Origin of the sequence: Actinomadura hibisca NBRC 15177 (assembly GCF_001552635.1) — a bacterium.
Classification (GTDB): domain Bacteria; phylum Actinomycetota; class Actinomycetes; order Streptosporangiales; family Streptosporangiaceae; genus Spirillospora; species Spirillospora hibisca.
The window spans coordinates 199,323-221,304 of sequence record NZ_BCRO01000011.1 but is presented as its reverse complement, the minus strand read 5'-3'; the positions used below and the strand labels follow the sequence as shown (position 1 = coordinate 221,304).

Genomic DNA, 21,982 nt, shown 5'->3' with positions numbered 1-21,982 from the left:
GACTCCCGGGCTCTCACTCAGGGTGAGTGCATGATCACGTTCGGGGTGGGCTGATCATGTGTCAATCGGCCACGCCGCAGGCCTCCGCCCCCGCCGCGGACCACCGGCCACCAGGCTCTTCGCCGACTCTCGGCCGGAGGTGGTAGGCGCGCAGGTCCATCCGGGCCATCTGGCGTTCGTACTGGGTCGCGAAGCCGGGATACATGGTCGCGTTGAAACCGTCGTCGGTCAGGTACCAGCTCCGGCAGCCCGAGTTCCAGGTGGTCCTGGCCAGGCATCGCTGGATGCGCCGGTTGTAGGTGTCCTGAGCGTGGGGCTTGACGTCCAGGTGGAGCAGGTCACGACGGAGGATCATGCGAATGGCCCGGGTGATGTAGCCGATCTGGGCCTCGGCGTAGACGAGCAGGGAGTTGTGGCCGGGGCCGGAGTTGGGGCCGCAGGTGAAGAACAGGTTCGGATAGCCCGCGACGTTGACGCTCTTGTACGCCCGCGCGCCCCGCGTCCACTCGTCGGCGAGCACGCGGCCGTCGCAGCCGATGATCGGGAAGGGCGTCCCGGTCTTGTGCACGTCGAACCCGGTGGCGAACACGATGCGGTCGAAGTGGCGCTCGACGCCGTCGGTGGTGCGGATGCCGTCGGGGGACAGAGCGGCGATGGACTCGGTGACGAGCGTGCAGTTGGACGCCTGTAGGGCCGGGTAGTAGGCGTTGGACATGAGGATGCGTTTGCAGCCCGCCCGGAAGTCGGGGGTGAGACGGCGGCGCAGCCGGGGATCCCGGACGGCGCAGCGCAGGTGCAGCCGGGCGGCGGCCTCGACGAGCAGCGTGAACGGCGAGACCCACACCAGGGCCAGCGCCACCGACTCGTGCAGCCAGTACCAGGCGTTGCGCGCGGCGCGCTGGACGGCGGGGAGCGCGCGGAAGACCTTCCTGCTCGCTGCGGAGCGGCGGTGCCGCAACCGGGGCAGGACCCAGCCGGGGGTGCGCTGGAAGACCGTGACCCCGGCGGCCGCGCCGACGAGTTCGGGGATGATCTGCACGGCGCTGGCCCCGGTGCCGACCACCGCGACCTGCTCGGCGGTCATGTCATGGTCGTGGTCCCAGCGAGCGCTGTGCACGAGGTGGCCGGTGTAGTCGTCGACGCCGGGCAGGCGCGGGAGGTGGACGTCGGCGAGCGGTCCGGTGGCCATGACGACGGTGCGGGCGGTGAAGTCGCGGCCGTCGGCGGTGGTCGCGGTCCAGCTCCCGGCGGCCTCGTCGAAGGCGAGGCCGGTGACCTCGGCGTCGAAGGTGACGTGTTTGCCCAGCCCGTGGGAGTCAGCGACCTCCTGGAGGTAGGCGAGGATCTCCGCGCCGCCCGCGTAGGTGTGCGACCAGTCGGGGTTCGGGGCGAAGGAGTAGGAGTACAGCAGGGACGGGATGTCGCAGGCCGCGCCGGGATAGGTGTTGTCCCGCCAGGTCCCGCCGATCCGGTCGGCGCGCTCCAGGACGACGATGTCGTCGATCCCGGCCTGGAGCAGGCGGATGGCGGTGCCCAGACCGGAGAACCCGGCACCGATGATCAGAACGGACGCCGGAGTCATGTGTGCTCTCCCTTGACGACGGCGGTGGGGACGCCGCCGGGACCGGCGCACGATGTCCTGCGCTCAGCCCTCATCGCCTCCCCGCCCGCCGTCCCACCTCGAAAGATCCCGCGTGTGCCCGCACGCCGGTGTCCGGCCCTTACGAGAAGGTCATCTTTCCCTTGCCGTGGATCGCGGACTGGCCGAGCAGGGCGCAGCGGCTGGTGTCGCTGGTCGGCGTGGCGGTGCCGCGGACGTTCTTCCCGGTCAGCGGGCCGGAGGTGGCGGTGCCGCTCAGCAGGGCGTCGCCGGGGTTGTAGCCGACGACCTGCCCGGTGTTGGGCTTGATGGTGGTGATGCCCAGGTCGCGGCCCCTGGCGTCGTACCAGGTGATGGCCGCCTGCCCGGTGATGTCGCGCGCCTTGGTGCAGGAGGCGAGGGCGGTCCCACGGCCGATCAGGCGGCCGTGGTCGATGTTTTGGTGCCGTCCGCTGGGAGAGGAGCAGTCGTCCAGGACCGCCCTGCCGCTGACGGTGACCCTGCGGGGGAGCAGGCCCACGGCGGGCGAGAACGTCACCGGGTGGCCGGGCTCGGTCGTCACGTCGCAGGTCAGGGACGCGGCGTCGATCGCCGTCACCGTCCCGGGCGTGGGGACGGCCGCCGGTTCCGCCGCCGAGGGAAGCGCCATGGCCGTGGTCAGGGCGGCGGCGAGGCCGGTGGCGGCGGCGAGGCGGCGGAAGCGTCCCCGGGCGGTGCCGCCGGGGGCGGGATGGTCGGTGCCGGACTGGGTGGACATGGGCTCCCTCTTTCAAGGTGATCACTGTCAGGAGTAGCTTAGGCACTCCCTGTGACAATGCGAGAAGAGGGGTTGTGGCCGAGTCGTCTCCGCCGGGCCGCCGCTGGTTCGTCATCATCGGGTGGCTGGTGCTGGCGGCGGGCTCGCTGGCGCTGGTCCCGGCGTTGCTCGGCGCTCTGGGCGCGCCGTCGCTGCGCGTGGCGGGATCGCCCTCCGCGCAGGCCGCCGAACTGCTGGGCCGGGGGTTCCCGCAGTGGGGCGACGAGCAGGTGGTGGTCGCCTTCGACTCGCCGGTGCTGGACGCCGACGACCCGGACTACCTGCGGGCGGTGGCGGCCGGGCTGACCGCGCTGGCCGCCCGGCCCGGCGTCGGCGGCGTGCAGGCGCTTCCGCCCACGTCCCGGCAGAACTCGCACCACCTGTACGTGTTGGCCGGGCTGCACGGCGACGAGGCGGCGCGCTACCGGCGGCTGCCGGAACAGCAGGCCGCGCTGCGCGACCGCGTGGCCCAGGCGTCGCAGGGCCGGGTGCGGGCCGGTCTGGTCGGCGTCTCGCCGGTGTTCACCGAGGTCAAGGACGCCGACCTCGCCGACGTTCAGCGCGCGGAACTCATCGCGGCACCGCTGGCGCTGCTGGTGTTGTGGGCCGGGTTGCGCAGGTTGCGGCTCGCATTGGTGCCGCTGGTGATGGCCGGGGTGGCGACCGTGGTCGCCGTGGGCGTGCTGACCGTGGCGCACCTGGTGTGGGGACTGCGCCTGGACACGTTGATGCTGACGGTGGCGTGCTCGGCGAGCCTGGGGCTGGGGCTGGACTACGCCCTGCTGGTGCTGCTGCGTTTCCGCCGGGCCGTCGAAGCGGGCGCGGACCGTCGCCGGGCGGTGCGTCTGGCGATGGCCACGGCGGGGCGCACGGTGTTGTGGTGCGGGCTGGCGGTGATCTGCACGGCGTGCTGCATGTTCACGGTCCGCGCCGACCTGATCAAGACGCTGGCCGTGCCCGCCGTCGTCGCGGCCCTGGTCGCGGCGGCGGTCGCGGTGACGCTGCTGCCCGCCCTGCTGGCGGCCTTCGGTGACCGGATCGTCGCCGGGTACGGGAGCACGGCGTCCGCCGGGGACGACGAGGGCGGCTGGGCACGATGGGCGCGGCATCTGATGCGCCACCCCTGGCGTTACCTCGCGGCGGGCACCGCCGTGCTGGCGCTGGCGGCCCTTCCGGCGCTAGGGATGCGCTTCGGCATGGACTACGACCGGCCTTCCTTCGCCCACACCGAGGCCGGGCGGTTCCTGGCCCAGATGGAAGGCGACGGCATGGCCTCCCTGGAGTACCTGCTGCTCCCGCACGCCGCCGACGCGGGCCCGGTCGACACCTTCGGCCTGACCGCGAAGCTGGAGGCCGACCCTCGCTTCACGCTGACGGCGGCCCTGGACAACGGCCGCGACCTGACGATGGTGCTCTTCGCGACCGCGCAACCTCCCGACCGGCCGGACTCGGCCCTCCTCCTGGACGACCTCCGCCGGGACGGCGCGGCGTCGCTGCCCGCCGGGCAGCCGCTGCTGGTCAGCGGGCCCACCGCCATGCTGGCCGACCTGACCGGCGAGAGCATGGAGCGGCTGTGGCGGCTCGGCGTCCTCGTGCTGGGCTGCTCGCTGGTGCTGCTGGTGGCGGCGCTGCGCAGCGTGCTGCTGCCGGTCAAGGCGGTGCTGCTGAACGTGCTGGCCGTCGCCGCGGCCCTCGGCCTGACCTCGCTGGCGTTCGACGGCGCGCCGGTCAACGCGCTGCTGCCGGTGGCGGTGTTCACCATCGTGTTCGGCCTGTCGATGGACTACGAGGTGTTCCTGGTCCACCGCATCGCCGAGCACCACCGCGAGCACGGGGACAACACCGCCGCCGTCGCCCACGGCCTGCGGCACACCGCCCGCACCATCACGCTGGCCGCCGCCGTCATGATCGTCACGTTCGCCGCCCTGCTGACCAGCCACCGCCTGGAGTTGCGGCAGATCGCGTTCGCGACCGCCGTCGCGGTGGCGATCGACGTGACCGTCATCCGGCTGGTGCTGGTCCCGGCGCTGATGCAGCTCCTGGGGCGGCGCAACTGGTGGCTGCCCGCCGTGCTGGTCCGGGTGTTGCCGCAACCCACGCGGTGAGCGGGCCGGGGCGCGCCGGGCGGCGGGGAGCGTGGTTGTTCAGTCGGGTGCCGACGGCCATTCCCACAGGCCCTCGCAGGCCGTCCCCAGACGTAGCAGGCGTCGGTCGGAGTGCGGCGGACCGCACAGCTCCAGCCCGACGGGCAGGCCGTCGTCGCCCAGCCCGGCGGGTAGGGCCAGGGCGGGCCAGCCGATGACGCTGGCGAGATCGGTGTTGCGGATGTAGGTGGCGAAGGTGGGAGCGTCGCGTCCGTTCAGCCGCACCGTCTCGTCGTGCCCCACCGGCTGCGCCGCAACCGGGCAGGTGGGGTACACCAGGGCGTCCAGTCGATGGGCGCGGACGTAGTCGGTCAGCGTGGCCTCGAACAGCGGCACGGCCGAGCGGCATGCCGTCTGGTAGGCCGACGGCGGGGTGTTCGCCGCGCCGCCGAGCGGGGCGTGCACGTCGGGATCGGCGATCTGGTCGACCAACTCGTCATAGGTCGGCGAGGGAGGCGTCTGGGCGAGGTAGTACGGCAGTTCGCGGCGGGCCTCGTACTCCGCGATGGCCATCCCGGCTTCCGGCACCTGCTCCATCACCTGGTCGGGGAGGTCCGCCTCCACCAGGACGGCACCGGCCCGGCTCAGGTCGTCGAGCCTTCGTTCGGCCACGGCGGCGGTGGCCGGGTCCAGATCCCGCCAGAAGGGGCGGCGCGGGACGCCGAGCCGGACGCCGGGCCAGGGGAGCGCCGGAGCGGTCCGACCGGCGTGCCCCGGCGAAGGGGCGATGACCGAGTCCAGCAACGCGATGTCCACGACCGAACGCGCGATGACGCCGACCGTGTCGCGCGTGCGGGACAGCAGCAGCACGCCGTGCTGCCCGTAGCGGCCACGGCTCGGGCGCAGGCCCGCCGTGGCGCAGTGGGCGGCGGGGATGCGGACGGAACCGCCGGTGTCGGTGCCGAGACCGGCGGGTGCCAGACGGGCCGCCACTGCGGCGGCGGTGCCGCTGCTGCTTCCACCGGCGGTCCGGTCGGCCGCCCACGGGTTGAGCGTCGGGCCGAACGCCCGGTTGTTGCCCGTGACGCCGAAGGCCAGTTCGTGCATGTTCGTCTTGCCCAGCAGAAGGGCTCCCGCCACGCGCAGGCGCCGCCACGTCTCCGCGTCCCGGTTCACCACGTGGTCGCGGAGGGCGGGCGTCCCGCCCGTGGTGACCTGACCGGCGACGTCGATGTTGTCCTTGACGGCCAGCGGCACTCCGTAAAGGGGGCCCGGTTCACCGTCGCGGCGGCGGTCCGCTTCCCGTGCCCGCGCGAGCAGCGCGTCGGGATCGAGTGTGATGAAGGCGTTCAGCGCCTCCCGCCGTCGGCACCGGCGCAGGAGTTCCTGGGTGTATTCGGAGGAGGAGATCACTCCACGGCGAATATAGGCAGCCGTTTCGGCCACTCCCCAAAGTGCAGGATCGTTGCCCATGCCGACCCCTTCCGTCGCGTTTTCCTTTCCACGCCGTCACCTTTCAAACTTGATCTCCGGTGATGCGGAAGTGGCGCGAGAGAAACCGTGCATACGGGCGGGCAGGTGAGGTCATCGTGCTGTGACGCCATTTGAACGCCGTGTTACGCTTGGCATTCGCTGGCGGACCCGCATAACGCGGAGGTCGGACATGTCATCGATCCTCGCCGAGGTGACCGAAGACGCTGGTGTGCGGCGCCGTTTCGAGGACGCCGCATGGATCGACGATTACCTCCGCGACGGTTCACCGCACGGCGAGCCGATTTACCTCAGTGTCGGCGAGACCTGGTCGCAGGCCCCGACCGGATTGGCGCGACTGCTCGGCGAAGAAATGCCCAGCCACGTCCACGGCTACATTATCTCGCAGTACGGCCTGCCCGCGCTCCAGCGCGTCCTGCGCTCCTACGTTCCGCAGACGGCACGAATTCCCGACGCGCTCACCGTCGGCGAAGACTACGAAGTCGCCGTCGCCTGCTCCGGCACCCGCAACAGCATGTACGACTTCGGCTGCCTGATCCGGGAGAACGCGCGCGGCCGTCCCCTCGTCATCACCTACGCGCCCGGCTGGGACTACCACGGCGTCTTCAGCGGCCTGGACTTCCAGTTCAAGTACCTGCCGCTGCGTGCGGAAGAGGCCTTCCAGCCCGACCCCGCCCACCTCGAACGGGCCCTGCGGGATCTTGACGCACCGGCCGACGCCATCGTGGTCGTCAACGCCCAGCACAATCCGACCGGGATCAACTGGAGCGCGGACCGCGTCCGCCGCATCCTCAGCGCCGCCGCCGATGCCGGCGCCAACATCCTGATCGACGACGCCTACTTCGGCGTGACCGACACCGGCACCCAGGCCACCTCCGCCCTGCGCCTGCTGCTGGAGGACCACCCGCGCCCGCCGGGCCGCTGGCTCGCCGTCCGCTCGCTGGGCAAGCAGTTCAACTGCAACGGCTGGGGCATCGGAGCCATCACCGCCTCCCCGGACACGGTCGACCGGCTCGTCAACGACCACATGGCGCACCGCTCGTTCACCTGCGCCGTGCCGCTGCAATACGCCATGGCGGAATGGCTGAAGAGCGCCGAGTCAGCGTCCTACCTGGAGCAGTTCCGCCGCACCTGCACCGAGCACCGCGCCCTGGTCGCCGACTTCCTCACCCGCGAACTGCACTACCCCGCCGAGTCGTTCCACGCGGGCGACTGCACCAGCTACCTGGTCTTCCCCGTCCCGCCCGCCTACCAGGAACACGCCGACGGCGTCGACCGCTACCGCCGCGACTGCTTCACCGAGACCGGCGTGCTGCTGGGAGCCGGGACCATGACCCCCGAAGACCCCGCCGACCAGGACGTGCCCGACCCGTTCCCCTTCGTGCGCATGTTCCTCGCGCCCCCGCGCGACACCGTCGAGACGGCCCTCCACCGCCTGCGCGACGCCGGGTTCTCCTGGAGCCGCACATGCTGAAACGTTCACGCGGCGAGAAGCGTGACGACGACCTGACCTACGAGAGCTACCTCGGCCTGGACCGCCTGCTGGACGCCCAGCACCCCATCGCCGACCCGCCCCACGACGACGAGCTGCTGTTCATCATCCAGCACCAGACCGCCGAGTTGTGGGCCCGGCTGATGCTGCACGAGCTGTCCCGCGTCCTGCGCCTGCTCCGCGACGGCGACCTGCCCGGCACCTTCCGCGTGCTCGACAGGATCTACGCCGTCCAGGCCCAGATGATCAGCCAGTGGACGGTGATCGCGACTCTCACCCCGGACGCCTTCACCGAGTTCCGGCCCGTCCTCGGCGGAGCCAGCGGGTTCCAGTCGGCGCAGTTGCGGGCCCTGGAGTTCAGGCTCGGCAACAAGCGCCCGGAGTACCTCGACGAATACGACTGGTCGATGCAACGCGAACTCCTCGAACGCGCGCTGGCCGAACCCACGCTCTACGACGAGTTCCTGCGTCTCCTGCTGCGCACAGGCCACCCCGTCCCGGAAAGTTGCCTCGACCGCCAGCACACCGGCGACCAGGAGGCCGACCAGGACGTCGTGACGGCCCTGCGGCGTATCTACGAGCACCGCGACGAGCACACCGCCGAGTACGAGATGGCCGAGCGGCTGGTCGAGCTGGAGGAGCGGCACCAGCTCTGGCGCTTCCGGCACATGCGGACGGTGCGCCGCATCATCGGCGAACGCCCCGGCACCGGCGGCTCCCGGGGCGTCCCCTACCTCGCCGAGATGGTCAATCAGCCGCTGTTCCCGGAGATCTTCGCGGCCCGGAACGTGATCGGCCCGGAGACGTGACCACCCGACGAGGGAGCCCGCGATGACCGCCGACCCGAGCGACCGCTACCGGCGCGGCCTGGAGACGATGCGCCAGGTCAACGAGGCCGACGGCGAGCGGATGCGCGAGGAGCTCGCCAAGGTGGCCCCCGACCTGGAGCGGTACCTGCTGGAGTTCGTGTTCGGCGACGTCTACAGCCGCCCTCGGCTCCCGATGCGCGAACGCCAGCTGGTCCGCCTGGCGGCGCTGGCGGCCCTCGGCGTCGAGTACGAGCCCATGAAGGCCAACGTCGACTCGGCGCTCAACACCGGCGTCGAGCAGGCCGACATCATCGAGGTGTTCGTCCAGTGCCTGCCCTACATCGGCTTCCCGCGCGTCCTCGCGGCCGTCCAGCAGACCAAGCGGGTGCTCGACGAACGATCCGCGGCGCAGTGAGCACGGGGAGAGGACGCCGGTGACGGACACGGTGATCGTCGCGGAGAACTGCTGGGACGGGACGGCGGGCGGCCTGCTCGGACGCCGCGAGGTCCTGGTGCGGGACGGCCGGATCCACCAGATCGGCGCCCGCGTGCGCCGGCCCACCGGCGCGAACGTCCTCGACCTCGGCGACGCCGTCCTGCTCCCCGGGCTCATCGACTGCCACGTGCACCTCGCCAAGGCGCAGTCGGCGGCGCAGGAGGCGATGGCGGCGGTGCCCGTCCTGCGGACGCTGCTCGACCACGGCTTCACCACCGTCCGCGACCTCGGCGGCCAGAGCCCCGGCCACGCCATGGTCGCCGTCCGCGACGCCGTGGCCTCCGGCGACGTCGCGGGACCGCGGATGTTCGTCGCGCCCCGCATGATCTCCGCGCGCGGCGGGCACGGCGACGACACCGGGTACGGCTCCTGCTGCGAGCGGGGCGCGCTCGCCGACGGCGTCGACGAGATCGTGCGCACCGTGCGCGAGCAGGCCCGCGACGGCGCGGACTGGATCAAGTTCGCCGGCACCGGCGGCATGATCAACAAGCTGGACCGCCCCCAGCACGTCGGCTACGGCGAGCGCGAGATGGCGGCGCTGGTGGCCGCCGCCCGCGACCGCGGCCTGCCCACCGCCGTGCACGCCTTCACCGACGAGAGCGTGCGCCGCGCCCTGCGCGCGGGCGTGACCACGATCGAGCACGCCCAGCTGTGCTCCGACGCCACCCTCGCCGAGATCGCCGCGAGCGGCCGACCCGTCGTCCCGACCCTGTACGTGTGCCACAGGCACCTGGAGCGCCTGGACGACGACGATTTCTGGACGGGCAAGCCGCCCGGCGCGCGCGAGCTGGTCGCCCGCAACGCCGACGACCTCCGCGCCGGAATGACCCGGATCGGCCGCAGCGCCCTCACCCTCGCGTTCGGCACCGACGCGGGCATGTTCGACCACGCCGAGAGCTGGCGGGAGTTCCCCACCATGGTCCGGTCGGGCGTCGCACCGCTGCGCGCCTTGCGCGCGGCGACGACGGTGGCCGCCGAACTCCTCGGCCGCCCTGATCTCGGACGCATCGAGGCCGGGGCCACCGCCGACCTGATCGCGGTCCCCGGCGACCCGTTCGCCGACGTCGAGGTGCTCGGCGAGGTCTGCTTCGTCATGAAGGAGGGCCGGGTCCACCGCCGTCCGAAGTAGCGGCCCGAGGGCGAATCTTTGCCGCCCGAGGGAGATTTCCGGCGATATCCCCGGGTAGCTCCCCAGCGCAGTGCGCCAACCGTCGCGTTTCAGGGGGGACCATGACGCTGTTCGGCTATTTCCTGAGCTGCGAGGAGCACGACCCGGACGAGCTCCTCCGGCAGGCCGAGCTGGCCGAGCGGGCGGGGTTCGAGGGGCTCTGGATCTCCGACCACTTCCACCCCTGGCTGGACGAGCAGGGCCACAGCCCGTTCGTCTGGTCGGTGATCGGCGGGTTGTCGCAGCGCGTGTCCATCCCGGTCACCACGGCGGTGACCTGCCCGACCACGCGCGTCCATCCCGCGATCATCGCGCAGGCCGCCGCGACCAGCCAGGTCATGCTGAAGGGCCGGTTCCGGCTCGGCGTGGGCAGCGGCGAGGCCCTCAACGAGCACATCCTCGGCGGGCCGTGGCCGCCCACCAGCGTCCGCCTGGAGATGCTGGAGGAGTCCATCGAGGTGCTCCGCGAGTTGTGGAGCGGCAAGATGGTCACCCATCGCGGCCGGCACTACACGGTGGACACCGCGCGCATCTACACGCTGCCCGACACCCCGCCGCCCATCCACGTCTCGGCGTACGGTCCCAAGAGCGCCGGGCTCGCGGCCCGCGTCGGCGACGGCCTCGTCACCACCAAGCCCGACAAGGACGTCCTGGACCGGTTCCGCGAGGCCGGGGGAGAGGGCAAGCCCACCCTCGGCGGTTTCAAGGTGTGCTGGGGGCCCGACGAGGACGAGGCGGTCAAGACCGTCCACCACCGGTGGCGCAACGAGCAGATCCCGGGCGAGGCCGGGCAGGTGCTCCAGGTGCCGCGCCACTTCGCCGGGGCGGCGGAGCTGGTCACCGAGGACACCGTCCGCCAGAACGTGGCGTGCGGCCCGGACGTCGACCGCCACGTGCAGATGGTGAAGACCTACGTGGACGCGGGCTTCGACGAGGTCTACATCAACCAGGTGGGGCCGACCTCGCCGGAGTTCTTCGACTTCTACAAGAACGAGATCCTGCCCCGCGTGCGCGGCTGACGCGCACCCTGCGGAGAAACGCCGCATCCCGTGAGCGCCGGGCGGTGCTCACGGGACGGAAGGCGGCCGGGCTATTTCTTGCTGGCGAGAGTGTGGGCGACCAGGGCGTTGGCGTGGCCGTGGCCAAGGCCGTGCTCGGTCTTCAGCCAGCCGACGAGCTCCATGTGCTTGGTCAGGGGCGAGGAGCCGATGAGGTCGATCCACTCCTGCACGGGGCGGCCGTACTTCTTCTCGATCGCGGGGAAGTAGCTGGTGGGGTCGCCCTTGGCCGGTGCGGTCATGTCGGGGCCTCTCTGCTGGCGGGGGTGGGGTCAGGCGAAGGCGGCGTGGACCAGCTCGGCGCTGGTGGCGACGTCGATCGCCAGGCCCTGGTGGTCGCCGGGGAAGGCTACCGGCCGGACGCCGAGCCGCTCGGCCAGCACCCGGGCCGACAGGGCGGGAACGCCGTCGCCCGAGGCGTCCCCGACACCGACGGTCACCGGCACCGGGCCGGAGCGCAGCGCCGCGACGTCGGGGACGAAGCGCAACACGGGCAGCAGCACGTGCGCCAGGAAGTAGTCCATATTGCCCTGGATGCGACCCATCATCTCCAGCGCCTCGGGCGGCATCTGGGACGGGTCGGGCATCGCCGGGGGCGCGCTGCCGGGACCGTCCACGGTGACGATGAACTTGCCCATCGCCGCGCCCGCGCCGTGCTCGCGGTAGGTGTCGTGGACGTCCTGGAACGCCGCCCGCCAGCGGTCGCGGTCGGGCAGCAGCTCGGGGAGCGGCGGCTCGTGCACGACCAGGGCGCGCACCTGCTCGGGGTGGCGGGCCGCCAGGTCCAGGGCGGTGAGCGCGCCGCCGCTGTTGCCCAGCACGTAGGCGGGCTCGTCGCCCAGGGCGGCCAGCAGCCGGGAGGCGTCGTCGGCGAAGACCGGCACGCCGGTGTCGGCGGGCGGCTCCGACAGGGGGCTGCGCGACAGGCCGCGCTGGTCGTAGGTGACCACGGTGTAGCGGTCGGACAGGCACGCCGCCAGTCCGGCCAGCGCCCCGGCGTCGGCGGGCGCGCCGGGGATCATCAGCAGCAGCGGTCCCGTGCCGCGGACCTCGTAGTGCAGGCGTGCGCCGGGCACCTGGAGGGTGTTGGTCTGGACGTCGTTCATCATGCCGTGCATTGGTTGGTTTCCGTTCTTGCGCAGGGGAGGACGAGGCGGGGCGATGGTCCGGGGGTTACCGCTGGACCGACGGCGCGGTGGCGAGCCGGGTGATCGTCGCGCTGAGCCACACCAGGCCCAGCGCCGCCCCGGCGGTGAAGAACAGCACGCCGGCGGCGGAACCGGCGAAACCGGCCACGACCGCCGCCGGGACGATCCGCGAGGCCAGCGCCCAGCCGCGCTGGCCCTGGGCCGAGAAGCGCCGGGCCAGCACGAGGAACGTCGCGCACAGCGCCAGGTAGCCGACCATGCCGCCGACCATGTGGACGGCGCCGCTCGTGCTGAGCGTGGCGGTCGGGCCATCGGGCGTCCCGGCGGGGAAGCCCGCGCCGGGGTCGGCGGCGAACACCGCGCTGACCAGGAACGACGCGCCGAACACGGCGATCAGCCGGGGCGCCCAGGTGCCGCCGGGCCCACCGGCCAGCGCCCGCCGCGTCCCGACCGCGCCGACGATGACCAGCACGCCGGTGAGCACGAAGCTGGTCTCCTGGATCCAGCCCAGGTCGCCGAGGCTGAGCTGGCTGATGGCGTTGCGGGTGAAGTCGTAGCCGTCGCGCAGCAGGCCCTGGATCACGCCGACCGCCAGGAACAGCGGTCCGGCGGCGATGCCGCAGGCGAGCAGGGGCCGGACCGCCGGGCGGGCGGCGTGCGCGGGGCGGGAGGTGGTGGCCGGGGCGTCGATGGTGTGCGTCATGAGAAGGCTCCTTGGTCTGCGGATTCCGGTCGGGAGGGGTGGGGGAACCAGTATGTGGACGGCGTCCACATTTGGGCGTGGCAGGATCATGGCATACTCATGTGGACGCTGTCCACTTGAAAGGTTCCCGGCCATGCCCGAGCGTTCCGGCAAGCCCGCACGCGACACCTACCGCCACGGCAACCTGCATCAAGCCCTGCTGGACGCCGGAACCGAACTGGCCCGCGCCGGAGGGCCCGACATGATCGCCCTGCGTGAGGCCACCCGACGGGCGGGCGTCTCGCCCAACGCCGCCTACCGGCACTTCCCCAGCCGTGACGCCCTGGTGCAGGCGGTCTCCCTCCAGGCCATGGCCGAGCTGGCGCACGCCATGGAGGAAGATCTCGCCGCCCTCCCACCCAGCGACGACCCAGCTCAGACGGCCCTCGCCCGCTTCCGCGCGGTCGGCACCGGCTACCTGCGCTTCGCCCGGACCGAACCCGGGCTGTTCCGCGCCGCCTTCTACGTCCCCGACGACATGGCCCAGGCCCAGGCCACCGCTTCTGCCGGGCAGGGCGGAATGACCCCGTTCCAGCTGCTCGGCGCGGCTCTGGACGACCTGGTCGCCTGCGACCTCATGTCCCCCGAGCGCCGGCCGGGGGCGGAGTTCCTGGTGTGGTCGTGCGTGCACGGCCTGGCGGTCCTGCTCATCGACGGCCCTCTACGCGGGCTCCCGGACGAGCTGACCGACCCCGCCGTCCACGACCTGATCGACCTGATCGAGCGAGGTCTCCGGCCGACCTCGTAGCCGGGCCTCGTGGTTGGGCTTTGCGGCCGGGCCTCCTGGCCGGGCTCAGCCGCCGATGGCCATGCGCACGACGGCACCCGGGTCGTCCGTTCCGTCGCCGCGCCAGGCGACGTGTTGGTCCGGGCGCACCAGCACCAGTGCGGCACCGAACAGGTCATGCCACTGGGATCCGCGCAGGTCGAAGGTGTCCAGGGGGACGCCCTCGGCCTGCGCCGCCTTGACGAGTCCTTCGGCGGCCGGTGACGACAGGTCGCCGAGCAGCGTGAAGTCCCGGCCGAGGTGGTCGTAGAGCGAGTCGCCGGGAGCCAGCCAGCGGTGCGGCAGCCGGTGGCCCGGTGCGGCGGTCGGCCGGTACTCCCGCTCGTCCTCGCTGGCGTCCCTGCCCGCACCCCCGGCTTCACCTGCGACGACGGGGGAGGCCGCGTAGTCGTAGCCCAGCGTCAGCGGCAGGCTGTGGAACTCCCTGGCCTTGGCCGCCTGCACGGCGGCAGCCACGGCCGGGCGGGCCAGCTCGAACCCTTCGCTTTCGACGAGACGGGGATCGGACAACTCCGGAGCCAGGGTGCTCATGTTCCGCACCGCTTCGTCGATGGTCCGCGCGGCCACCGGCCTGCGCTCGGCCTCGTAGGTCGCCAGCAGGGCGGGCGGCGCCCAGCCCTTGATGACGGCCGCCAGCTTCCAGCCGAGATTGACCGCGTCGCCGATGCCGGTGTTGAAGCCGTGCCCGCCCCAGGGCGGGTTCTGGTGCGCGGCGTCGCCCGCGATGAACATGCGCCGGTCGCCGTACCGGTCGGCCAGGAGCATGCGCGCGTGCCAGGAGTCGGTGGCCAGGATCTCCACCGGCACCCGGACGCCGAGGACGTTGTGCAGGAGTTGCTCTGGAGTGAACGGAGTGGTGGCGGCATCAACCCCCTGCGCGATGCACCACCAGGTGTCCTCCAGATCGAGACGGCCCACCAAGCCGGGCTGCTCCGGGTTGAGCACCCAGTAGTGGACGGCGGGACCGAAAGGAACCTGGGCCGCGAGGCCGGGGGAACGGAAGGCGATGCTGAGGTTGGGGCGGCTCGTGTCCACGCCCTCGTAGCGGGCTCCGAGAGCGTCCCGGACCACGCTGCGCGCCCCCTCGCACCCGACCACGTAACCGGCGTGCACGCGCTGGACGTTCCCGTCCCGGTCCGCGACGTCCACCAGCACACCGTCGGCGACCGGTTCGACGGCGACCACGCGCCGCCCCGTGACCAGGCGCGACCCGGCCGCCCGCCGCAGCAGGTCCTCCACCACGGGCTGCGGCACCTGCTGCCCCGCCTCCGCGACCAGGTCGGAGCCGGTGAGGTCCAGCCCGAGGCAACCGGTGAAACGGGTGATCTCCCGGCCCGCCAGCCCGGTGCAGAACACCGCCTCGTGCGACCAGGACACCGGCAGCGGCGCGCGCTCGCGCAGCTCACCGGCCAGGCCCCAGCGGCGGAAGTGCTCCATCGTCCGCGCGGAGGTGGTCTTGGCGCGCGGGCGCAACCAGGAGACCTCCTCCCGGGGCTCCACGACGACGCAGGGCACGCCGTGGTGGCCGAGTTCCACGGCGACCGCGAGCCCGACCGGCCCGCCACCGGCGACCAGGACCGGAACGCTGTCCGGTACGACCTGGGATGTGAGCACGAGACCTCGATCCCTAGCTGTTATCAAATATATTCGCTAGCTTATAGCAGAGTGATGCGGGTCACCAGCGCCCGCCCGATCCGCCAGGTCAGGAGTGCTCCGTGAAAAACCGCAGGGAAGACCGCATCGTCGTCGGCGACGTCACCGTGGCGACCAGGTACCGTCCCCCCGGCGTCGAGGTCGAGGGCGTCCCGCTTCTGGTCGGCCTGCACGGCGGGACCTACACCAGCGCGTACTTCGACGTGCCCGGCGGGCCGCTCGGTTCGTTCGCCGACCTCGCGGCCCGCAACGGCTTCCCGTTCCTGACGGTCGACCGCCCCGGCTACGGAGACAGCGGGACGCTGCCGGAAGAGGAGAACGACTTCGCCCGCCAGGCCGAGATCCTGGACGAGGTGATCGCCCGCAGCGTCGCGGATCTTCCGGCCCGCGAGGTGGTGCTCGTCGGCCACTCGATCGGCGGGATGATCTGCCTGGAGGTCGCGGCCCGCCGCCCCGCGTGGCCGCTGGCGGGCGTCGCCGTCACCGGGATGGGCGCGCGCATCCCGGCGGGCGGCGCGTCGGAGCAGCTCGCGGCCATCCCGGCGGGCGACATGATCGACCTGCCGGTGCCCCAGCGGGACGCGGTGATGTTCGGGCCCGAGGGCAGCTTCACCGAGGCGGCCCGGGAGGCGGCCCACGGCTCCTACGCGCCGACGCCCATGGTCGAGTTGAGGCGCGCGCCGGTCTGGGCGCGGGAGCGGCTGGCGAAGGTCGCCGCCCAGGTGGCGGTGCCGGTGCACAACGTGCTGGCCGAGCACGACGCGCTCTGGGACACCTCGCCCGAGGCGCTGGCCGAGTTCGTGGCGTGCTTCGCGGCCGGGGCGGGGGCCACGGCAGAGATCGCTCCGGGGGTCGGCCACTCGCTCGACCACCACCTTCTCGGCGCGAGGCTGCACCTCCAGCAGCTCGCCTTCGCCTACACCTGCTCCACGACCCGGCGGGTCCGGGCCGCCTGAACGGGCGCGGCCGTGGCGACGGAGCCCGTCGCCACGGCCGCGCGCCGTCAACGCACGAAGGTCAGCCGACGAACGTCTGCCGCAACTCGCCGATGCCCTCGATCCGGCTGACCAGCTCGTCCCCGTCGGCCAGCCAGCGCTGCGGGTCGCGGCCGAGGCCGACCCCGGCGGGCGTGCCGGTGAACAGCACGTCGCCGGGCAGCAGCGACAGCACGGCCGACAGCCGCGCGACCAGCTGCGGAACCGAGAAGATCAGGTTGCCGGTGCGGCTCTTCTGCACCTGCTCGCCGTTGATCGCGCAGCTCAGTTCGAGGTCGTCGGGGTCGGCGAGGCCGTCCGGCGTCACCAGCCACGGGCCGATCGGCGCGAACCCGGGGAAGGACTTGCCCAGGCCGAACTGGGGCGCGGGCCCCTGGAGCTGGGTGATCCGCTCCGAGATGTCCTGGCCCACCGCTAGCCCGGCCACGTGCCCCCACGCCTCGTCCGCCGAGACGTCGCGCGCCTCGACGCCGATGACCGCGACGAGCTCCACCTCCCAGTCGGTGTGGCCGCCCTCGGGCAGCCGCACCTCGGTCACGGGCCCGGTGATGCTGCTGGCGAACTTGGTGAAGACCGGCGGCAGCCCTTCCGGCGCGTCAAAGCCGGACTCGCTCGCGTGGTCCCGGTAGTTGAGCCCGGCCGCCAGCACTTGGCGGGGAGCCGGGGCGGGCGCGCCCAGGTCGCGGGCGTCGAAGGGCTCGCCCGGCGGCAGCTCGGCGCTCTCCGCCCAGGCGCGGAACCGCGTCCACTCGTCGTAGACCGCCTGCGGCGAGGAGGAGAACCGGCCTCCGCTCGCCCGCTCCACGTCGACGGCCGCGCCCTGATCGTCGATCAGGGCGAGCCGGCCCGACACGTTGGCAACACGCATGAACTTCTCCTTGCTGATGGAAGGGAGCGGCGGGCACGCCGGGGGAGGGGGACGTGCCAGGGGCCGCCGTCAGGCGGGGGTCTGCTCGACGCCGCCGCACCACACGCGCACGATCTTCCGGGTGGCGCTGATGTCGGCCAGCGGATCGCCGTCGATCAGCAGCAGGTCGGCCCGCAGTCCGGACTCGACGGCCCCACGATCGGTCAACTGGAAATGCCGCGCGGGCAGGACGGTGGCCGCGCGAAGGGCGTCGGCCTCGCTGAGCCCCGCCCGCACCAGCAGTTCCAGCTCGTGGTGGAGGGAAGCGCCGTGCGCGGGCTGGAACGGCACCCCCTGCTGGTGATTGGCGTCGGTCCCGGCCAGGACCGGCACGCCCGCCCGGTGCAGGGCGGCGACGCTCGCCAGCGACGCGGTGAAGGCGTCGGCCATCCCGAGCCCCGACGCGATCCCCTCCATCATCGTCAGGGTGGGGACCGCGATCTGCCCGGCCGACGCCATCCGCTCCACGATCTCCGCGTCCAGGGGCTGCCCCAGCGGAATGTGGGTGACGACGTCGACGCCCGCCTCCACCGCCCACCGGTACGCGCCGGGCCAGGCGGCGTGCGCGACGATCAGCCTGCCGTGTTCGTGCACGGCGGCGACCAGGGCGTCCAGCGAGGGCCGGTCCGGGCCGCCCTGCCCCGGTTCCTCCAGGACGACCTTGATGTAGTCCGAGCCCTGCGCGATCCGGGCGGCGACGAAATCCGCCGCCTGCTCGGGCCCGTGGATGACGGCGTCCTCGGCCATGCCGGGGATCCGCGCGTGCGGGCCGCCCGGTCCGATGACGGGCGTCCCGGCGCTGCGGAAATCGCTCAGCCCGGACACCTCGCGCAGCGAGGCCAGCAGGTCGGGCGGCCAGGTGGCCATGTCCAGGCCGGTGGTGACGCCGTGCGCGGCGAGCCCGCGCAGGTCGTCGGGGCCGTGCAGGTGGACATGGGCGTCGATCAGGCCGGGCAGCAGCACCGCGCCGGACGCGTCGACCGTGCGCGCGCCGGACACGTCGGTCCCGATGACCGCTCCGTCGATGACCACCGTGCCCGGTTCCGAGAGCCCGTGGCCGTCGAACACCCGGACGCCGGTGAGCGCCGTTCTCGTCATGTTTCCTCCTGGTCGGGGCCGTGTCGGCGGCCCCGCCGGTCCCACCCGGACGGCCGGACCAGCGGGGCGGCGCGCGTCTCGCGGCCTGGCGGCGTCCGGCTCAGCCCGCGCCGAGCAGCACGCCCATCGGATCGGGCAGGCCCGCGCGGAGCGCCCAGGACCGGTCGGTGAGCTCCTCCGCCGACGCGCCGGACGCGCGCGCCCGCACCATCTCCTCGGGGTCGAACGCCGGGCCCACCGAGTCGGCGGCGTACTCCGGCCCGTGCATGTACGCGGTGGCCTGGTCGGGCTCGGCGAAGTTGTCGATCTGCATCTCGACGAAGTTGCCGTCGGGGTCCTGGTAGTACAACGACGTCGTCACGCCGTGGGCGATGCAGACGGCGGGCGTGACGCCCTTGTCGCGCAGCAGGACGTACCGCTCCAGCAGCTCGTCGAGATCGCCGAAGGTGTAGGCGACGTGGTGCATGCACGCGGTGGTCGGGGTCTTGCGCTCGTGCGCCACCGGCGGGCTGAGCAGCGCGATCCGGTGGTGCTCCTCGTCGAAGGTGATGAAGGTCAGCGCGTCGTCGGCGTAGACGACGTGCCCGTCGAGGACCGTGCAGTACCAGTCCCGCAGCGCCGCGGGCTGGCCGGTCTGGAGCACGACGTGGGCGAACTTCGGGGTGGGCATCGGGAGACCTCCTAGGTGGGCGGCCGGGCGAGCTGATCTCCGTGTGAGCTACCGCACACGGTAGTAACTATATTTGATAACAGCAAGGACGGGGCGGACCGCCGGGGCGCTCCGCTTGGTTCGGCCTCCGTTTCCGACGGTTCAGACGGGCGCGCACCGCTCGTACGCGCGCCGCACGGCGGGCAGCAGCCGGGCCGCCGCGCCGGGGTCGGCGTGCGTCTCGCGCAGCTTGAGGATGTCGCCGCCGCGCCGGTCGGGCGGGACGTCGGCGCCGCGGGCGACGATCAGGGCGTGGAAGTGCGCGTGGTTCTCGCCGAAGGAGAGCAGGTAGGTCGCGGGCGCGCCGGTCGCCTCGGTGACGGCGGCCGTCAGGTCCCGCGCCCGGCTCGCGAACGTGGCCAGCTCGGCGTCGTTGAGCCCGGTCAGGCGCTCGGCGTGCCGCCGCGCCCGCAGGACGAACCAGCCGGGCACGTCGTAGCCGGGCACGATCTCCGCCGCCCACAGCGGGTCGCGGAAGACGCGGGCCGCCTCGCCCGCGTCCTCCAGCCCGCACATCAGGCATCCGTCGGCGTCCATGGTCTCCTTCTCTCTCGCGCTCAGCGCAGGTCGAGCGCGGCCCCGACGATGGTGTCGGTGTCGAGGCCGTGGTAGCGGTAGACCTCGTCGAGGTCGCCGGACTGCCCGAACCGGGTGACGCCCAGGTGGCGCGCCCTGACCCGGTGGATCCCCGCGAGGAAGGCCAGCGTGTGCGGGTGGCCGTCCAGGACGGTGACCAGCGGGGCCGCCCGGTGCGCGGGGAACGCGGTCTCCAGGACGCGGCCGGTGCCGTCCTGGAACGCCTCGAACAGGAGCCCCGGGCTGGTCACGCACACCACGTCGGCGGGCATGCCGAGGGCGGTGAGCCGTTCGGCGGCCGCCAGCGCCTCGGGCAGGACCGCGCCCATGGCCGCGATCGTCACCGCGGGCGCGCCCTCGCAGCGCCGGATCGGGTACGCGCCCGCCACCACCTGGCGGCGGCGGTGCTCGCGGGCGGCCGGGTCGTCGGGCACCGCGGCCAGGGTCTGGTCGACGGGGCGGGTGGACAGCCGCAGGTAGGCCGAGCCGCCGTCGGGACGGCCGAGCCGGGCGAGCGAGGCCAGCAGCGTCCACTCCACGTCGATGGCGAAGGCGGGCTCGTAGGTGACGCAGCCGGGCTGCTCCAGGCCGACCGACGGAGTGGAGATCGACTGGTGCGCGCCGCCCTCGGGAGCGAGCGTCACGCCGGACGGAGTGCCGACCAGGATCGACTGGCCGCCCGCGTAGATGCCGAACGACCAGGGCTCCAGCGCGCGTTCGACGAACGGGTCGTACAACACGCCGATGGGCAGCAGCGGCTCGCCCCACCGGCTCCAGGTCGCGCCCAGCTCGCCGAGCAGGCCGACCAGGTTCGTCTCGGCGATCCCCAACTCCACGTGCTGGCCGCTGGGCCGCTCGCGCCAGTGCAGGATCGTCTCGGGGTCGTCGGAGAACCAGTCCTGCCGCTCGGTGGCCGACCAGACGCCGACCTTGTTCACCCAGCCGCCGAGGTTGGTCGAGGAGCTGACGTCGGGGCAGAGCGTGACCACCCGCCGCGCCACCTCCGGGGCCGAGCGGGTGAGGTCCAGCAGGGCGCGGCCGAGCGCGGCCTGCGTGGTGGTGCGGCCGTTCGGCGTGCGGCCGATGTCCTCGGGGACCGGCCCGACCGGGACGGGCTCGACGGGCGCGCGCCGCAGCCGGGCCGCGGCCTGCGCGCAGAGTTCACCGGGGGCCGAGGCGGGATCGAACCGCGCCCACGGCTCCTGCGGGGACACCCCGACGCGGTCGGCCAGCACGGCGAGCTGCTCGGCCGTCAGCAGGGAGGAGTGGTTCTGCGGGTGCCCCTCGCTGGCCAGCCCGTAGCCCTTCACCGTGTAGGCGAAGATCACGGTCGGGCGGGTGTCGTCGATGGCGTCCAGCGTCCGGCGCAGCGTGACCAGGTCGTGCCCGCCGAGGTCGCGGACGGCCGCGTGCACCGTCGCGTCGTCGAGGGTGTCGAGCAGCTCCTCCACCCGCTCGGCCTCGGGACCGGTGCCGGGGAGCCGGTCGCGCACCTGCTGCGGCGTGCAGCGCAGCAGGCGCTGGAACTCGGGGTTCGGCATCGTGTCCAGCCGGACCCGCAGGGCCTCACCGCCCGGCCGCGCGAACAGGTCGTGCAGCAGCCGCCCGTACTTGGCGGTGAGCACCTGCCAGCCCGCCGCCTCGAACATCGCCTGGAGCCGGGTCGCGCCGATATTGGGGACGACGCGGTCGAGCGACTGCCGGTTCAGGTCCACGATCCAGCAGACCTCGCCCAGCTCGGCGACCATCGGGTCGAGGACGGCCTCCCAGACGGCCCCCTCGTCCAGCTCGGCGTCGCCCACCAGGGAGTACTGCCGTCCCGTGCCCGCGCCGCCGGTCTTGGAGTCGACGTAGCGGCGGGCGAGCGCGCCCCAGATGGGGGCCGTCGCGCCGATGCCCACCGAACCCGTCGAGTAGTCCACCGGGTCGGGGTCCTTGGCGCGGCTCGGGTAGCTCTGGAGGCCGCCGAACGAGCGCAGCGTCGTGAGGTACTCCTCCGCCAGCTCGCCCAGCAGGTAGTTGATGGCGTGCAGCACGGGGGAGGCGTGCGGCTTGACCGACACCCGGTCGGCCGCGGTGAGGCGCTCGAACCACAGCGCCGTCATGATCGTCACCATCGACGCCGACGACGCCTGGTGACCGCCCACCTTCAGCCCCGAGGGGTTGGGGCGCACCCGGTTGGCGTGGTCCACGATCGCCGTGGCCAGCCACAGGACGCGCTCCTCCACCGCCCGCAGCGCCGCGAGCCGTGCCGCGTCGCCGGCGGGCGTGGTCACCGTCGTGCTCGTCATGACCGCCTCCTTCTGGTAAGTGTTATCACATATATCAAACGCCCGGGAGGGTCGTCCGCCGCTATACTTGATATCTCCAGCC

The 21,982-nt window shown here is 72.8% G+C and carries 20 protein-coding genes; 8 read left to right on the top strand and 12 right to left on the bottom strand.

Features of this window, described 5'->3' with window-relative positions; all coding sequences use genetic code 11:
• Positions 1-61: 61 nt before the first annotated feature.
• Both AH6_RS05350 and AH6_RS05345 read right to left on the bottom strand, forming a co-directional pair.
• On the bottom strand, positions 62-1,582 hold the full coding sequence (locus AH6_RS05350) for a flavin-containing monooxygenase (protein ID WP_067474432.1): 1,521 nt from the start codon (positions 1,580-1,582) through the stop codon (positions 62-64).
• 139 nt (positions 1,583-1,721) lie between these two features.
• The gene (locus tag AH6_RS05345) at positions 1,722-2,357 is read right to left on the bottom strand and encodes a hypothetical protein (protein WP_067474429.1); all 636 of its coding nucleotides are present in this window, start codon (positions 2,355-2,357) and stop codon (positions 1,722-1,724) included.
• A 74-nt stretch (positions 2,358-2,431) separates the two neighbouring features.
• Here AH6_RS05345 and AH6_RS05340 point away from each other — a divergent pair, with 74 nt between their 5' ends.
• On the top strand, positions 2,432-4,501 hold the full coding sequence (locus AH6_RS05340; protein WP_067474426.1) for an MMPL family transporter: 2,070 nt from the start codon (positions 2,432-2,434) through the stop codon (positions 4,499-4,501).
• 39 nt (positions 4,502-4,540) lie between these two features.
• Here the strand turns inward: AH6_RS05340 and AH6_RS05335 are convergent, their stop codons facing one another.
• On the bottom strand, positions 4,541-5,893 hold the full coding sequence (locus tag AH6_RS05335; RefSeq protein WP_169807800.1) for an amidase family protein: 1,353 nt from the start codon (positions 5,891-5,893) through the stop codon (positions 4,541-4,543).
• Between the two features lie 250 nt (positions 5,894-6,143).
• On the opposite strand from AH6_RS05335, the gene AH6_RS05330 reads away from it, so the two are divergent.
• From AH6_RS05330 to AH6_RS05310, 5 genes are all read left to right on the top strand, one after another.
• Positions 6,144-7,445 carry a pyridoxal phosphate-dependent aminotransferase gene (locus AH6_RS05330; RefSeq protein WP_067474419.1) on the top strand — a complete coding sequence of 434 codons (1,302 nt, stop codon included), beginning with the start codon at positions 6,144-6,146 and terminating at the stop codon, positions 7,443-7,445.
• Positions 7,439-8,272, top strand: coding sequence for a tryptophan 2,3-dioxygenase (locus AH6_RS05325; RefSeq protein WP_067474416.1), 834 nt, complete (start codon positions 7,439-7,441; stop codon positions 8,270-8,272). Before AH6_RS05330 ends, AH6_RS05325 begins: the two co-directional genes overlap by 7 nt.
• 22 nt (positions 8,273-8,294) lie before the next feature.
• Positions 8,295-8,687 carry a carboxymuconolactone decarboxylase family protein gene (locus tag AH6_RS05320; protein ID WP_067474413.1) on the top strand — a complete coding sequence of 131 codons (393 nt, stop codon included), beginning with the start codon at positions 8,295-8,297 and terminating at the stop codon, positions 8,685-8,687.
• Positions 8,688-8,706: 19 nt separating this feature from the next.
• Complete coding sequence (locus AH6_RS05315) at positions 8,707-9,897, top strand: metal-dependent hydrolase family protein (RefSeq protein ID WP_067474410.1); 1,191 nt, start codon at positions 8,707-8,709, stop codon at positions 9,895-9,897.
• A gap of 101 nt (positions 9,898-9,998) precedes the next feature.
• Entirely contained in the window at positions 9,999-10,955 is a 957-nt protein-coding gene (locus AH6_RS05310) for an LLM class F420-dependent oxidoreductase (RefSeq protein ID WP_067474407.1), read from the top strand.
• 71 nt (positions 10,956-11,026) lie between these two features.
• On the opposite strand, the gene AH6_RS05305 is transcribed toward AH6_RS05310, so the two are convergent.
• The 3 genes from AH6_RS05305 to AH6_RS05295 all read right to left on the bottom strand — a co-directional run bounded on the left by AH6_RS05305 (position 11,027) and on the right by AH6_RS05295 (position 12,845).
• Complete coding sequence (locus AH6_RS05305; protein WP_067474403.1) at positions 11,027-11,236, bottom strand: DUF4287 domain-containing protein; 210 nt, start codon at positions 11,234-11,236, stop codon at positions 11,027-11,029.
• 30 nt (positions 11,237-11,266) lie between these two features.
• A complete protein-coding gene (locus AH6_RS05300; protein WP_245679187.1) occupies positions 11,267-12,103 on the bottom strand; it encodes an alpha/beta fold hydrolase in 837 nt (278 codons plus the stop codon).
• 64 nt (positions 12,104-12,167) lie between these two features.
• A complete protein-coding gene (locus AH6_RS05295; protein ID WP_067474397.1) occupies positions 12,168-12,845 on the bottom strand; it encodes a DUF998 domain-containing protein in 678 nt (225 codons plus the stop codon).
• Between the two features lie 133 nt (positions 12,846-12,978).
• Here AH6_RS05295 and AH6_RS05290 point away from each other — a divergent pair, with 133 nt between their 5' ends.
• Positions 12,979-13,632, top strand: a complete 654-nt coding sequence (locus AH6_RS05290) for a TetR/AcrR family transcriptional regulator (RefSeq protein ID WP_067474394.1) — start codon at positions 12,979-12,981, stop codon at positions 13,630-13,632.
• Between the two features lie 45 nt (positions 13,633-13,677).
• On the opposite strand, the gene AH6_RS05285 is transcribed toward AH6_RS05290, so the two are convergent.
• Entirely contained in the window at positions 13,678-15,285 is a 1,608-nt protein-coding gene (locus AH6_RS05285) for an FAD-dependent monooxygenase (protein WP_067474391.1), read from the bottom strand.
• A 101-nt stretch (positions 15,286-15,386) separates the two neighbouring features.
• Between AH6_RS05285 and AH6_RS05280 the strand changes: the two genes are divergently transcribed.
• Positions 15,387-16,280, top strand: a complete 894-nt coding sequence (locus AH6_RS05280) for an alpha/beta hydrolase (RefSeq protein WP_067474388.1) — start codon at positions 15,387-15,389, stop codon at positions 16,278-16,280.
• 61 nt (positions 16,281-16,341) lie between these two features.
• On the opposite strand, the gene AH6_RS05275 is transcribed toward AH6_RS05280, so the two are convergent.
• The 5 genes from AH6_RS05275 to AH6_RS05255 all read right to left on the bottom strand — a co-directional run bounded on the left by AH6_RS05275 (position 16,342) and on the right by AH6_RS05255 (position 21,900).
• Positions 16,342-17,187: a fumarylacetoacetate hydrolase family protein gene (locus AH6_RS05275; RefSeq protein WP_067474386.1), complete on the bottom strand. Its 846-nt coding sequence runs from the start codon at positions 17,185-17,187 to the stop codon at positions 16,342-16,344.
• 69 nt (positions 17,188-17,256) lie between these two features.
• The gene (locus tag AH6_RS05270) at positions 17,257-18,324 is read right to left on the bottom strand and encodes an amidohydrolase family protein (protein ID WP_067474383.1); all 1,068 of its coding nucleotides are present in this window, start codon (positions 18,322-18,324) and stop codon (positions 17,257-17,259) included.
• 100 nt (positions 18,325-18,424) lie between these two features.
• Positions 18,425-18,994, bottom strand: a complete 570-nt coding sequence (locus tag AH6_RS05265) for a VOC family protein (RefSeq protein ID WP_067474380.1) — start codon at positions 18,992-18,994, stop codon at positions 18,425-18,427.
• Positions 18,995-19,135: 141 nt separating this feature from the next.
• Positions 19,136-19,570 carry an HIT family protein gene (locus AH6_RS05260; RefSeq protein ID WP_218005717.1) on the bottom strand — a complete coding sequence of 145 codons (435 nt, stop codon included), beginning with the start codon at positions 19,568-19,570 and terminating at the stop codon, positions 19,136-19,138.
• Between the two features lie 20 nt (positions 19,571-19,590).
• Complete coding sequence (locus AH6_RS05255) at positions 19,591-21,900, bottom strand: thiamine pyrophosphate-binding protein (protein ID WP_067474377.1); 2,310 nt, start codon at positions 21,898-21,900, stop codon at positions 19,591-19,593.
• Positions 21,901-21,982 lie beyond the last annotated feature (82 nt).

What these genes read in the sequence shown, in the direction of transcription:
- AH6_RS05350 (WP_067474432.1), bottom strand. Translation starts at nt 1,582, where the DNA reads ATGACTCCGGCGTCCGTTCTGATCATCGGTGCCGGGTTCTCCGGTCTG.
- AH6_RS05345 (WP_067474429.1), bottom strand. Translation starts at nt 2,357, where the DNA reads ATGTCCACCCAGTCCGGCACCGACCATCCCGCCCCCGGCGGCACCGCC.
- AH6_RS05330 (WP_067474419.1), top strand. Translation starts at nt 6,144, where the DNA reads ATGTCATCGATCCTCGCCGAGGTGACCGAAGACGCTGGTGTGCGGCGC.
- AH6_RS05325 (WP_067474416.1), top strand. Translation starts at nt 7,439, where the DNA reads ATGCTGAAACGTTCACGCGGCGAGAAGCGTGACGACGACCTGACCTAC.
- AH6_RS05320 (WP_067474413.1), top strand. Translation starts at nt 8,295, where the DNA reads ATGACCGCCGACCCGAGCGACCGCTACCGGCGCGGCCTGGAGACGATG.
- AH6_RS05310 (WP_067474407.1), top strand. Translation starts at nt 9,999, where the DNA reads ATGACGCTGTTCGGCTATTTCCTGAGCTGCGAGGAGCACGACCCGGAC.
- AH6_RS05305 (WP_067474403.1), bottom strand. Translation starts at nt 11,236, where the DNA reads ATGACCGCACCGGCCAAGGGCGACCCCACCAGCTACTTCCCCGCGATC.
- AH6_RS05300 (WP_245679187.1), bottom strand. Translation starts at nt 12,103, where the DNA reads ATGATGAACGACGTCCAGACCAACACCCTCCAGGTGCCCGGCGCACGC.
- AH6_RS05295 (WP_067474397.1), bottom strand. Translation starts at nt 12,845, where the DNA reads ATGACGCACACCATCGACGCCCCGGCCACCACCTCCCGCCCCGCGCAC.
- AH6_RS05290 (WP_067474394.1), top strand. Translation starts at nt 12,979, where the DNA reads ATGCCCGAGCGTTCCGGCAAGCCCGCACGCGACACCTACCGCCACGGC.
- AH6_RS05275 (WP_067474386.1), bottom strand. Translation starts at nt 17,187, where the DNA reads ATGCGTGTTGCCAACGTGTCGGGCCGGCTCGCCCTGATCGACGATCAG.
- AH6_RS05270 (WP_067474383.1), bottom strand. Translation starts at nt 18,324, where the DNA reads ATGACGAGAACGGCGCTCACCGGCGTCCGGGTGTTCGACGGCCACGGG.
- AH6_RS05265 (WP_067474380.1), bottom strand. Translation starts at nt 18,994, where the DNA reads ATGCCCACCCCGAAGTTCGCCCACGTCGTGCTCCAGACCGGCCAGCCC.
- AH6_RS05260 (WP_218005717.1), bottom strand. Translation starts at nt 19,570, where the DNA reads ATGGACGCCGACGGATGCCTGATGTGCGGGCTGGAGGACGCGGGCGAG.
- AH6_RS05255 (WP_067474377.1), bottom strand. Translation starts at nt 21,900, where the DNA reads ATGACGAGCACGACGGTGACCACGCCCGCCGGCGACGCGGCACGGCTC.